The organism is Zeaxanthinibacter sp. PT1, assembly GCF_028464225.1.
In the GTDB taxonomy this organism is placed as follows: Bacteria; Bacteroidota; Bacteroidia; order Flavobacteriales; family Flavobacteriaceae; genus Zeaxanthinibacter.
Genome location: NZ_JAQPCN010000003.1, coordinates 186,369 through 198,785, shown reverse-complemented (window position 1 = coordinate 198,785; position 12,417 = coordinate 186,369). Strand labels below are relative to the sequence as shown.

Annotated in this window: 11 protein-coding genes; 5 read left to right on the top strand and 6 right to left on the bottom strand. The window is 42.1% G+C overall.

The genetic code is table 11. The features are described from left to right. Positions 1 to 224 precede the first annotated feature (224 nt). Positions 225 to 653, top strand: coding sequence for a PepSY-like domain-containing protein (locus PP178_RS10330; RefSeq protein WP_272594265.1), 429 nt, complete (start codon positions 225 to 227; stop codon positions 651 to 653). A 71-nt stretch (positions 654 to 724) separates the two neighbouring features. Further along, complete coding sequence (locus tag PP178_RS10325; RefSeq protein ID WP_272594264.1) at positions 725 to 1,585, top strand: acyl-CoA thioesterase; 861 nt, start codon at positions 725 to 727, stop codon at positions 1,583 to 1,585. Between the two features lie 404 nt (positions 1,586 to 1,989). On the opposite strand, the gene PP178_RS10320 is transcribed toward PP178_RS10325, so the two are convergent. Beyond that, positions 1,990 to 2,451 (bottom strand): MgtC/SapB family protein, encoded by a 462-nt coding sequence (locus tag PP178_RS10320; RefSeq protein ID WP_272594263.1) that lies wholly within the window; start codon positions 2,449 to 2,451, stop codon positions 1,990 to 1,992. 603 nt (positions 2,452 to 3,054) lie between these two features. Here PP178_RS10320 and PP178_RS10315 point away from each other — a divergent pair. Beyond that, positions 3,055 to 5,706: an ATP-binding protein gene (locus PP178_RS10315; RefSeq protein ID WP_272594262.1), complete on the top strand. Its 2,652-nt coding sequence runs from the start codon at positions 3,055 to 3,057 to the stop codon at positions 5,704 to 5,706. A 128-nt stretch (positions 5,707 to 5,834) separates the two neighbouring features. Here the strand turns inward: PP178_RS10315 and PP178_RS10310 are convergent, their stop codons facing one another. From PP178_RS10310 to PP178_RS10300, 3 genes are all read right to left on the bottom strand, one after another. Next, positions 5,835 to 6,020 carry a CsbD family protein gene (locus tag PP178_RS10310; RefSeq protein WP_272594261.1) on the bottom strand — a complete coding sequence of 62 codons (186 nt, stop codon included), beginning with the start codon at positions 6,018 to 6,020 and terminating at the stop codon, positions 5,835 to 5,837. A 228-nt stretch (positions 6,021 to 6,248) separates the two neighbouring features. Continuing rightward, positions 6,249 to 6,740, bottom strand: a complete 492-nt coding sequence (locus tag PP178_RS10305) for a YciE/YciF ferroxidase family protein (protein ID WP_272594260.1) — start codon at positions 6,738 to 6,740, stop codon at positions 6,249 to 6,251. A 671-nt stretch (positions 6,741 to 7,411) separates the two neighbouring features. Beyond that, positions 7,412 to 8,377, bottom strand: coding sequence for a 1-phosphofructokinase family hexose kinase (locus PP178_RS10300; protein ID WP_272594259.1), 966 nt, complete (start codon positions 8,375 to 8,377; stop codon positions 7,412 to 7,414). 207 nt (positions 8,378 to 8,584) lie between these two features. Between PP178_RS10300 and upp the strand changes: the two genes are divergently transcribed. Continuing rightward, positions 8,585 to 9,238: a uracil phosphoribosyltransferase gene (gene upp, locus PP178_RS10295; protein WP_272594258.1), complete on the top strand. Its 654-nt coding sequence runs from the start codon at positions 8,585 to 8,587 to the stop codon at positions 9,236 to 9,238. A gap of 34 nt (positions 9,239 to 9,272) precedes the next feature. On the opposite strand, the gene PP178_RS10290 is transcribed toward upp, so the two are convergent. After that, positions 9,273 to 10,664 (bottom strand): MBL fold metallo-hydrolase, encoded by a 1,392-nt coding sequence (locus PP178_RS10290; RefSeq protein ID WP_336298534.1) that lies wholly within the window; start codon positions 10,662 to 10,664, stop codon positions 9,273 to 9,275. Beyond that, positions 10,640 to 11,536 carry an ATP cone domain-containing protein gene (locus PP178_RS10285; protein WP_272594257.1) on the bottom strand — a complete coding sequence of 299 codons (897 nt, stop codon included), beginning with the start codon at positions 11,534 to 11,536 and terminating at the stop codon, positions 10,640 to 10,642. Before PP178_RS10285 ends, PP178_RS10290 begins: the two co-directional genes overlap by 25 nt. A 181-nt stretch (positions 11,537 to 11,717) precedes the next feature. Here PP178_RS10285 and deoD point away from each other — a divergent pair, with 181 nt between their 5' ends. Further along, positions 11,718 to 12,416: a purine-nucleoside phosphorylase gene (gene deoD, locus PP178_RS10280; RefSeq protein ID WP_272594256.1), complete on the top strand. Its 699-nt coding sequence runs from the start codon at positions 11,718 to 11,720 to the stop codon at positions 12,414 to 12,416. The last annotated feature ends 1 nt before the right edge of the window (position 12,417 follow it).

Sequence of the window (12,417 nt, the reverse complement as noted above, 5' to 3'; positions counted from 1 at the left end):
TAGCGAAAATTTTTGACAGCGTCCATCAACTTCCGGCTAGAGTCATTTAAATTTGAGGTTCCAAACCCCTTTACACCCTGGGCATGCAGCTTATTTTTTCATGGTATGTTCATCTGATCAAGAGATTTACGTCCATTCTTAATGCGTTAAAAATCAGAATTATTCACAACCGCTCCCTTTAAAGTACTGTATACTTTTAGTAGTTCTAAAAAAGAACCCTTATCATGAAGACACAGCTCACTCTATTATTTGCAATTCTTTTATTGACAAGTGCCTGCGCAGACCGAGCAAAAGGCCAGGTCCCCGAAGCGGTTAAAAAAGCATTCCAGGCCAAATACCCCGGGGAGGATGACCCCGATTGGGAAACGGATTCCAATGGTTTTTTTGAATCCAGTTTCAAGATCGATGGTAAACATTACCGGGCCGACTTTGACAAGGACGGAAACTGGATAGAAACAGAACGATCTATAGACTTTGATGATCTTCCGGAACCTGTGAGAGAAAAAATTAAAAACGAATATGATCGTTCTGAGATAACCGAAATTGAAGAAGTTGAGCATCCGCAAAAAGGGCTATTTTTTGATATAGAATTCAAGCGGAGCGGAAAGAACAAGGATGTAGAACTGGATAAAAATGGAAAGGTGATCAATTGATATCCACGACCGTAGTATTTATGGTTAAAGGCATCTTTTACTAACCGTAAAATTTTGTCTATCATTGTTCCATGCAAACTATTGATTCTCTCATTGCATTATTGACCCTAGAGCGCCTGGACGATTTTGTGTTTAAAGGCAAAAACTACCAGGCTCCCTGGGGCCGGGTGTTTGGCGGACAGGTACTGGCCCAGGCTCTTCATGCAGCCTACCAAACCGTCCCGGCAGATCGCTACGCTCATTCCATGCATGCTTATTTTATCCTAGGAGGTGACCTGGAAATCCCTATTGTATACGAGGTAGATACCATACGTAACGGTGGTAGTTTCACCACGAGACGAGTGGTAGCCAAACAAAATGGAAAAGCTATCTTTAATATGGCAGCATCTTTCCAGGTAAAAGAACCGGGAGCTGATCACCAGATTACCATGCCCAACGTTTTACTTCCTGCTATGCTATCTTCAAATTCCGAGCAGTTAGAAGCAGTGCGGGAAACCAATCCGGAATATTATAAAAGGCTGAAACTTACCTTACCCGAAATATTTGAATTCCGATCGGTGGAAAAGCTCACTACCAAACTAATGAGTAACAGTGATCCTTACAGCAATCTTTGGATGTGCTCTAAAGAAGAAGTGGATCTTGATCTTCCAATGCAACAGCAGATCCTGGCTTATGTTTCGGATTATAATTTGTTGTTTACTGCTTCCCTGCCCCACCGTGAGGAACTGAAAAACAAAAGATCATTCTTTGCAAGCCTTGATCATTCTATATGGTTCCACCGCGAATTCAGGATAGATGAGTGGCTATTGTATTCCATGGACAGTCCCAGTGCCTCCAACGCCAGGGGATTTGCAAGAGGAAATATATTTAGAAAAGACGGTGTACTGGTTGCTTCAGTAACCCAGGAAGGACTGATGCGGATCGGGGATTAGAAGTGGATAAAACTCAGCTAGTCCTAAAAAGAAAAAGAGAGCGTCCCCACGCTCTCTTTTTTTATGTACTTACAAACTCGGACCGAAATCCGGTTTGTTGTTCACTTACTTATGAGTAGTAAAAGTATGACAAAAATTTCGAAGATATGCTCTTTTTGATGAAAAAAATAGCACAATAAATTTTTTACACATAAACAGTATTTCTTAAAAAGAAAAAGAGAGCGTCCCCACGCTCTCTTTTTTATATACTAACAATTCAGTGTCTGAACTGTTTTACTTACTTATGATACCACAAATATAATAGGATCATGAACTAGAATCGTGTGCTATAAAATTGAAAATTGATCAAATGACGAAAATTGCTGTATTTGCAGGTATCATTCCTGTTCCAAAGATGGCTTGACTTACTCTTCCTCGTCTGTATGCAACTCTATTCTCCTATCTATGATACCAAATATGACATTAATCACCAGAACAAGTAAGGTCAGTACACCCAATTCGGCAAACATTCCCACTGCTGCCAGGCAACCTGCAGCAGCGCTGCACCAAACCGTTGCCGCGGTGGTAAGACCCTCTATCTTATCTCCTTTTTGAAGAATAACTCCACCACCTAGAAATCCTATACCGATAATCACCTGGCTGAGGACCCTTGTAATATCCACATTGGGTTCTTCTTTAAAAACCAGGGAAATAAAAACAAATACCGCAGAACCTATAGATACCAATGTTTGGGTTTTTAACCCTGCACTTTTACCCTTAAGCTCCCGTTCAAATCCCATTAGTATTCCCGCCATCAAGGCCGCAGCTATCCGTATGCAGAAATCTACAAGATCCAACCCATTTCCCGTTCCAAATATTTCATTCATAGTGAATCAGGTTAACATTATTACGCCTCAGAAGGTGAAGCCATGGTCAGTTCAACCTTCTCTATAAATTTAATATCATCCGGATTTCTTTTAGTGCTCTATCGGAAATAAGAGTAGTATAACCAATAAGTAATAGTATATGTAATACTTCAGTAAAGAATTAACAATAATCTGAATCGGGTCAATAGTATAGGGCTTATATGATTATTATAGTAGTATAGAATACTATCCCTCCATGGGTTCACAGAATGATCGTGTACACGTTGATCAAACAGAACAATATATATATGAGGCTGGATTAAAAAAATGAGGGACTCAAAAATTATTGACTACACCACGAAACTTAAAGTGACGATTCCAGATGATACAGCATTCACTATTCGTGAGATTAAACTTACAAAAAATAGTATATTTCTGCATAATAATAAACGGGATCTTCGGTTTCACATGAGATGGTACTAAGGAGTTAGGAGGTTATTAAACAATTTTTAAAAATATGAAGTGAATCTGATGCTATGATAAAATTCAGTTGAGCAGCTGCAATTTCTCTAACTGAATCCCCGAATTAATTACTTGGCAAATATTGTCAATATGTTAAAATAGATGAACCTCAACAACTCAGAAAATACAAGAACCAGGCGTGCTCCATTCCGCTTAGGTGTTGCTATAGCTGTCGTACTTTTGTTACTGATCGCAGGAATTACCTTTCGCCAAATCAAAAATTTGCAAAGATCTGCCGATCTTGTTTCCCTTTCCTTCCAAGTGGATAAGGAGATCAACAACCTGTTTTCCATGTACAATATCATGGAATCGGCACAATTTCGCTCTGTGATCGTGAGGGACTCTTCTTTCCAATTATCTTACGATGATTACAAGCAGCAAAGTGAAGCATCCTTAAAAAAGCTTTACGAGCTAACTGAAACAGTCCCTGAGAACCAGGAGACTCTTGACTCGGTCACCAAGCTAAAAGATCAATTACATGCTTCCCTGACCCTTATTAACAGCCAACTACCTGATTTCCGATCACAGGACCCGGAAATTTTGAGTCAGGTCAGGAAGGCCGACAGTTTAATGAATCAGCTCAGGCAATTAAAAGTAAAACTTGTACTGAAGAAGGAAGCCCTGTTGCAGGAACGGCTGTCCGCTTATCAATCTCAAAGTTTCGTCACGCATCTCACTTCGCTCCTGTTAGCTATTTTTTCATTGATCGTGTTTATTATTTTCTTCAAAATCATCGATGAGGACCGAAAGAGTATTATTCGTGCAGAAACCTTCCTGCACAGTATTTTACAGAATACGGACAACATCATCAATTTTTACGAGCCCTTATATGATCGGGATGGACAGATATACGATTTCAAGGTGACCTTCGCCAATGAGAGCAATAAGACTCATATGGGCAAATCCCCCGAAAGCCTTATTGGCAAACCCATTTCCAAGCTATTCCCGTTTTTACTTCTAAATGGGGAGATGGATGAACTTATTAACAGTTATAAGGAGCAAAAAAGAGTTGTATTTGACAGGCAAATTGCGGCAAATGGCCAGAAAATGTGGTTCGCAAGTGTTGTCCGCCCACTTTCCCATGGATTATTGATCATTGCCAGGAATAGTACAGAGGAAAAGAACGCTGAAGAAAAACTCATTAGGCTAAACCAGGAGTTAAAAGATAGGAATGAAGATCTGGATGACACCCGGAAGTTGCTTAAAGTTATTTTGGAAAGTACAGACAATACGATCAATCACTACGAAGCGGTCTATGATGAGCAGGGGAATGTTATCGATTTTAAAATTTTGTATGTCACTGAGAATATTTCAAATTACATCGATTTAAGCGCACAGGAAATTACAGGGAGGTTGGTCTCCCAAGTCTATCCCAAAACCGTCGAGAGCGGATCATTCGAGGTAATGCTTAATTGCATTAAAACCCAGCAAAAAGAAGTAATAGAACGGAAATATGTTTACGAAGACCGGGATCTTTGGTTCCGTACAACATTACAACCTATTAACAACAGGCTGACGGCAACTGCAATCAACATAACGCACATCAAGGAAGCAGAAAAACATCTTCTTCATTTAAATGAAGAGTTGCAGATCCAGAACTCCATCCTCAGCAATGCTGAAGGTATGGCCAAAATTGGAAGTTACATATGGGATATAGCCCAGGATAACCTACGAATTTCCGATAATTTCTACCACCTGTTGGACCGGGAAGTAGGCTCTATTGAGCCATCAGTAGACAGTTTCATGAATATTGTTCATACTGATGACAAAGCCATTTTTAAAACCAAGGCAGAAAAATCTATCGGCTCTTTACAACCCCTGGAACACACCTTCAGGGTAGTAACAAACCAAGGTAATATTAAATACCTTAAAATTTTCGGCCAATTCATGCATGCCAAAAAAGATCCTGTTATGATCGGCGTTGCACAGGATGTTACCAAGCAGATTAAATCTGAAAGAAACCTGATTAACCGGAACCGTGAGTTGAAAAGAAGTAATGCGGAACTTGAATCGTTTAACAGGGTTGCGAGCCATGACCTGCAAGAACCCTTACGTAAGATTCAAATGTTTATTTCCAGGATCAATGACCTGGACAGCATTTCAAAAAGAAGTCAGAATTATTTTGAAAAGATCACCCAGGCTGCAGACCGGATGCAGACATTGATCAAGAACCTGCTTACCTATTCCAGGATAGACAGTGCCCTCGAAAAAATTGAAGAAGTAGACCTGAATACGGTCATGGAAAACATTCAGGATAATCTGAGTGTACAGATTAAGGAGGTCAACCTGAAAATTGAATTGGACCCGTTGCCCACTATTCAAGCAGTCCCATTTCAAATGGAACAACTGTTCAACAATCTAATCTCAAATGCTATTAAGTACCGCTCTCCCGAAGAAGAACCCAAAGTTTTTATTCGTTCAGAAGAGGTCAGAAGAGAGTCTATCAATGCTCCCTTCACAAAACTCGCCAGGAAATATTACCTCATCACTGTAGAGGACAACGGGATAGGCTTTAAGCAGGAGAACGCAGAGCGTATATTTGAAATCTTCCAGAGGTTGCACTACCAGCCTGAATATAAGGGTACGGGGATCGGTTTGGCTATTTGTAAGAAGATTGTTGAAAATCACAGGGGATATATCCAGGCCTTTGGGAAAGAAGGTGAAGGGGCAAGCTTCAAGATCTACCTGCCTTATACCACGGCAACGAACGGTTCTCCGGTGAGAGATCAAAAAAAAGAAGAACAGTGGAACTAATGGCTCCATAGGTAGCCCTCCGGGGCGTCAGTTGCCTTTAGCTGGTACAAGAAGACTTAAAAAGAAAGACCGCCCTTCATGAGAAATGAAGGGCGGTCCCTATTTACTGAATTAATGGAAATATGGGTTTACCAGTTTTCCAATTCCCTCTTCAGTTCATCCTTCCTTTTTCCGGTTTTTTCCTGGATCCGACCGAACATTTCATCGAATCGTCCTTCGGAATAGGTTAGATCGTCATCTGTAAGGTTGCCATATTTTTGCTTTAGCTTTCCTTTCAGCTGGTTCCATTTCCCTTTTAATTGCTCATCATTCATAGCTGTAGATTTAGGTTAATAACATATATGATAATCTATACTAAAGTAGGATTTAGCCGCTATAGAAAGTAATCCTTTACATCGGCTTTTTTAACTCGATTACACTATTAACATTGTCTTAAGCTTTGTTCCACATGCCCGAATTAAGTTCTCCTCAGAAACAATAAGCCCGGAAAAGATGTTAAACTATCCTCTTCCGGGCTTACTTTAGGAATAAAAATAATATGACTAAGAATGATCCATAGCTTTTTGATTAAGCCTGTTTTCAGCCAAGTCGTCCAGCTTATTGTCAGCCGCATACTCCTCATCCAGGGTGGTCTGCAATATACGTGCAATCTCTACATGTCCAAGTTCTTTGGCATATCGGACTGCCGTTCCATAACCGGAAATTTCGTAATGTTCAATACGTTGAGCATTGGCAATAATACCGGCATCCACCACATCAGAATCCGATGCTTCGTCCAGGAAATCTTCGGCTTCCTTAATAAGACCTTCCATAGCCTTACATTTCTCCCCACTGGGTGAAATATCCAGGTCCTCACATGCTTCCTGTAAACGTTTTTTCTGTTCCTTGGTTTCTTCCAGGTGATCTTCAATTGCCTTTTTCAGGTTCAGATCACTTACGCGACTAATTACATTAGGCAATGCAGATATCAACTGATTTTCTGCGCTATAGAGGTCCTTTAACTGATGTTCAAATAAATCTTCTAGTGTTTTCATAGGTTCTAATTTAAGTTCATAATTAATTTGAGAACTACAACTAAGTTACCTGATCGACAGATCAGATTTTACCTTGAAGAATCAGAACATTAATCCGTAAAAAGATTTAACAATTATTTTCTCTCCCCGGAAAAAACTAGTTAAGCCACTCTTCTGCAAGCTACAGCACATTCCAGGCAAGCTTCTTTACACCTCTGGCAGTGTTCATGGTCATGCTCCCCGCACTGTTCTGCACACCATTCGCACATTTCGGCACATAATTCGCAATACTTGGCGGCAAATTTACTGTCGGCTATTAGCAGCTTTATGCACATTAAACATGCATCAATGCATTGCACACAACATTCAGGACAATCATTAGAACTTTCCTTTCCAACCATTTCGGTGAAACATCTCTGGCATTCTTCCAGGCAACGCTGGCATGCTTCTATACAAGATTTGTAGGTAGAATTCATCGGTATATGTTTTAGGATTAAGAATTTATTTATTGAAACCGGTCATCGAGGGACTAGTACAACACCTCAAACCGGGTTTGTAAGATCAATTTGATAAATAATAGGAAATCAATTGAATGGAAAGAAGACAATTCTTGACACTTTTACCTGCCCAGATTTCTGAGTATAATATGACTGAAACCCTATGATTAATCTTTTTGCGTGCAGGCAACAATTTTACGAATCAGTTCTTATTGCTTTTTTATTCCCGGGATGTGAGTTAATCCATTTAAATAAGGTCTCCACATCTTCTTTTCTGCAGAGGTTGGTCCCCGGGGTCATCGTAGCCGCAGTTCCGCATGCGACCCCATAACGAGCCATTTCGCGATAGCTCTTACCCATAGACAGGCACTGTACCATACCTGCCATCATACTGTCTCCGGCGCCAATTGTACTCTTGGTTTTGACGGTAGGTGCAATAATCCTTTCGCTCTGTTCTGCGGTGACCAAAAGTGCCCCTTGTGGCCCCAGGGAAACTACCATGATCTCGCATTGGGCATCTTTCATAAATTTCCTGGCACTAGTTTCCAATTCCGGGTAGGCCAACTTCTCCACACCGCACAGCGTACTGAGCTCAGCCAGGTTGGGTTTTAACATAAATACCCCAGCCTCCACCCCTAAACGTAAAGGTTCTCCATGGGTATCCAGGATAAAGCGAACACCTTTGGCTTTTGCAAGGTAGGCTACATTCCTATAGAAATTATCTGGAATACCCGGGGGTAGGCTTCCACTGGCGACCAGGAAATCCCCTTCCATGAGTATTCCTTCAAGGTGAACCAAAGATTGCCTCCACTCTTGTTCGCTTACCCTCGGCCCCGGCATTCCGAAACGGTACTGCAAGCCCGTAGCATTATCTGTTATGGCGATATTTTCACGAGTCCATCCTTCTATACCCACTATCTGCTGAAGGATATTTGCAGAGGAAAGAAGGTTTTTCAGTTGTAAACCGGTAGGTCCACCTGCCAGGTAGGTACAGAGCGAGTCACTCCCTAGCTCCTTGATCACTTTAGATATATTAACTCCACCACCACCGGGTTCTACTACCGGTTCAGCACAGCGCAATTTGCTGTGCGGCTTTAGCCCTTTTACTGAAGTACTCTTATCCAGGGCAGGATTTACGGTGAATGTAATTACCTTGTTCATGCAACTCAAAGTTACTCATTGAGGTTCCTTTTTATCCAAAAAAAAACAGAAACATTTTTAAAAATACCCCTTTGATTCTCACTTTCGTTACCCTGTGCCGCTGTAAATCGTTAAAACCCTTCCTTTTATTTTACATGGATTCGGAGCTGCCACAGACCGGAAACCACTTGTTCTAAAGTGTGTATCTTTAATCAAATCATTCTAGTCATGATCGTACATCATTTAAACAAAAACAACTCACTCCTCAATAGGTTCATGACGGAATTGAGGGACCAGGAAATTCAGAAAGATTCCATGCGATTCAGGCGAAATATGGAAAGGATCGGGGAAATACTGGCATATGAACTCAGCAAAAGCCTCGTATACCAGGAGCGAATTATCACTACCCCCTTTGGAGAAAAAAAAGTCTCCCTGGATTCAGATCCATTAGTGCTCTGCTCCGTGCTCAGGGCCGGTTTACCCTTACACTATGGCCTTCTCAATTTCCTGGATAAGGCCGAAAATGCTTTTATTTCGGCCTATCGCCATCACCCGGATGATTCAGACGACTTTGACGTTATCGTTAAATATTTTGCTGCTCCAAGCCTCCAAGACAAAATACTCCTATTGGCAGACCCTATGTTGGCTACCGGGAAGACCTTAGAAAATGTCTATAGTGCTCTTAAAAGCCATGGCCAGCCCAAACAGATTCATTTGCTATCTGTCATCGGTTCGGAAAAAGGGGTGTCATATGTATCGCAACGATTCCCGGAAGACACCCATCTTTGGATCGCGGACATTGATCCGGTTCTCACCAGCAAAGGCTATATCGTACCCGGCCTTGGTGATGCAGGAGACCTGTCTTACGGGGAAAAACTTTAATCTACAACTTTACAATAGTATTAAGGAGTACCATTCACCAAAATAATTCCCGCACTTCGTTGAGCTCTGGAATATGTACCTGCCATCCAAACTTTTTCCGAATCTCTGTTTTTAACCCTTCGAGTCCCGCTGTCTCTCCATGAATTAAAAATGTGTCCTCGGGAATATTCTTCACCCCTCCCAGCCATTGCAATATTTCCTGTTGATCAGCATGGGCAGACATGCTTTGGACATGTACAACCTCTGCCTCCAACTCGCAGTATTTCCCGAAGATCTTGAGCTGCTTCTCCCCTTCCAGTAATCTTCGGCCCCTGGTTCCTTCTGCCATAAAACCAACGAGGAGTATGGTGGTGGTAGGGAGGCCTATCAACTGCTTCAGGTAGGTCAGGACTCTTCCTCCGGTCAACATTCCACTGCCTGCAATCACGATCTTTGGCCTGGGATCGTCTATGGTTTCCCAGGTTTCCCTGTAAGATCCTACAACTTTCATCCGATCCCGCATAGACCGGATAATTTCAGGGGTTAAATTATGCCAGCCCGGGAACCTTTCAAATACCGACAATACATTTACACCCATAGGGCTATCAATAAAAATGGGAATATTAGGCAAGCTTCCCTTGTCATAGAGTAGCCAAAGCCTGTACATTAGCGACTGAAAGCGCTCTACTGCAAATGAGGGGATAATAAGGGTGCCACGGTTCTGAATTGTTTTTTTTGAATGGCGTATTAATAGTTCATCGACATCTTCTTCCGGATGTAATCGATCGCCATAGGTGCTTTCCACGAATATATAATCGGCCCATCGTGGTTGCTGGGGAGGCTCGAGAAGAAGATCCGAGGTCCGGCCGATATCACCTGATAAAACAAATGTTTTTCCCTGTATCTCCAACTCGATAAAGGTTGCCCCAATAATATGCCCTACAGGCCGGAATCGGACTTGAATCTCGCTAAACAATGGGTGCCACTCATTTTGAATCTTTGGTTCAAATAACTGCAATGTATTTTCCACATCCTTAAGATCGTAAAGTGGTAGTGCAGGTTGGTGTTTGGAATAGCCCTCCTTATTGGCTCTCTCGGCTTCTTCTTCCTGTATCTTAGCCGTATCCCGCAGGATGATCTCAGCGATGGCAAGTGTTGGTCCTGTGCCCATGATCTTCCCTTCAAATCCCTGGGATACTAGTCTTGGAAGGTAACCCGTATGATCCAGGTGACCGTGTGTAAGTAAAATAAGGTTGATCTCCCGGGCCTTAACCGGAAGGTCTTTACGATTCATCTCCCTCAGTTCTTTTCTCCCCTGGAATAACCCACAGTCTACCATCAGCGATATACCCGATGATTGGAACAGGAATTTAGACCCGGTTACGGTGCCCGATGCTCCCAGGAAATGGATTTTCAGCCTGTTCATGACTCCTGTTCCTGCGGACACAGCATATGTATTTCTTCCATGATGCGATCTTTCCGTTCAGGTGAAACCTCCAGGTGATCCAGGTAGAATGTATCTTTTTTCAGCTGCCTCAACAATACAATTTCCCGACTGAGTAAAAACTGCTTTTCCCTGTTACTCAAAAGGTCCGATACCGTTATAGGGTACAGCCCCAGTTCATCAATCCTATCCTTTAAGGCCCTGGCTGCGGGGTAATCCCAGCTGAGGAGGTATAAGCCGGTACATTTGCCATAGGTAATGGCATCTGCAGTGAACCGGGTATTGGTTACCACCCATCCCTCCTTTAAAGGATGTTTCATTGCTGCCTTATTCCATACCGAGCTGATATCGCGATAGCGCGCGTCTATATAAAGTGGAACTTTCACGTTGCAGTATTTCTTTCGGTCTCCATGGAATTTACATTCCACCATAACGTTACTGCCTTCCTTACCGGCCACAATATCTACTTCATGAGAAACACATCGCCCTTCAATAATTTTATTGATATGAGTGGTATATCCGGAATATTTCAGGATTTGCGCGATAAATCGTTCAAAAGGAAATCCGGTAGGGCCCAATTCGTACAGGGCCTTCTTCAGCTTATATTTAGAAGCATATGCAGATTTTTCCTCCTTCAGAAGTTGATGCACCTTTTTATGTATCTCTGCTGTGGTCATCCCGGGATAAATTTCACGCTTCATTTTATGAAGTATTTCGTTCACAATCCCGGGGCCGGCACCGGACTTTTCCAGCGAGCGCTGTAATTTTTCCAGGGAAAAAGGATTCTTATCTCCGGAAGATTTAACAATCTCCAATATTTCAGTGTTTTTCATATCCATATCAGTATAGTCCTGCAATAGGGACGATAATCCCATAAAATTCTATCTATATTCATAAATACGCCATGATTTGAGTCAGCATGGGTAATGATGAGATAAATCATGAATATCGCAGATTAGAAATAATACCTTGAATTCTAATCGTGCCGGGCGCTTCGGTTCTATTTCCAGGGCAAGCCAACAATATTACTGTACCGGCATTTTAAAATTATTTGTAATGAGTGTTCATATTGCTGCGGAAAAAGGTGCAGTTGCTCCTACCGTACTGATGCCGGGAGATCCCCTAAGAGCAGAGTGGATTGCTAAAACCTTTCTAGAAAACGCGGTATGCTACAACAGGGTTAGAGGAATGTTAGGATATACCGGGACTTACAAGGGTAAAGCTATTTCCGTCCAGGGAAGTGGAATGGGTATTCCATCCGCTATGATCTATTACCATGAACTAATCAATGAATTTGAGGTTAAAACAATCATAAGGATAGGGACGGCTGGTTCTTACCAAAGAGATGTTAAGCTAAGGGACCTGGTCCTGGCCATGGCGGCATCTACGACATCCGGGATCAATAACTCCAGGTTTATCAATGCAGATTATTCGCCTACGGCAAATTTTGAGTTATTGATGAACGCTGCTCTCTATGCCCGGGAAATGAAGATTCCCATAAAGGCCGGAAACGTTTTGACATCGGATGAATTCTATCCGGATGACCCTGAAGATTACAAACTATGGGCAGATTTTGGTATTCTATGCGTAGAAATGGAGGCAGCAGGCCTCTATACCCTTGCAGCTAAGTTTGGAGTACGGGCGCTAGCCATATTGACCATTTCGGATTCATTGGTTTCTGGCCTGGCCGCATCCCAGGAAGAGCGGGAACGTTCCTATACCAAAATGGTAGAAATGGCCCTCAATATCACCTGAT

Bases quoted from the DNA above. Each gene is read 5' to 3' on its own strand.
- PP178_RS10330 (WP_272594265.1), top strand. From the start codon at position 225: ATGAAGACACAGCTCACTCTATTATTTGCAATTCTTTTATTGACAAGT.
- PP178_RS10325 (WP_272594264.1), top strand. From the start codon at position 725: ATGCAAACTATTGATTCTCTCATTGCATTATTGACCCTAGAGCGCCTG.
- PP178_RS10320 (WP_272594263.1), bottom strand. From the start codon at position 2,451: ATGAATGAAATATTTGGAACGGGAAATGGGTTGGATCTTGTAGATTTC.
- PP178_RS10315 (WP_272594262.1), top strand. From the start codon at position 3,055: ATGAACCTCAACAACTCAGAAAATACAAGAACCAGGCGTGCTCCATTC.
- PP178_RS10310 (WP_272594261.1), bottom strand. From the start codon at position 6,020: ATGAATGATGAGCAATTAAAAGGGAAATGGAACCAGCTGAAAGGAAAG.
- PP178_RS10305 (WP_272594260.1), bottom strand. From the start codon at position 6,740: ATGAAAACACTAGAAGATTTATTTGAACATCAGTTAAAGGACCTCTAT.
- PP178_RS10300 (WP_272594259.1), bottom strand. From the start codon at position 8,377: ATGAACAAGGTAATTACATTCACCGTAAATCCTGCCCTGGATAAGAGT.
- upp (WP_272594258.1), top strand. From the start codon at position 8,585: ATGATCGTACATCATTTAAACAAAAACAACTCACTCCTCAATAGGTTC.
- PP178_RS10285 (WP_272594257.1), bottom strand. From the start codon at position 11,536: ATGGGATTATCGTCCCTATTGCAGGACTATACTGATATGGATATGAAA.
- deoD (WP_272594256.1), top strand. From the start codon at position 11,718: ATGAGTGTTCATATTGCTGCGGAAAAAGGTGCAGTTGCTCCTACCGTA.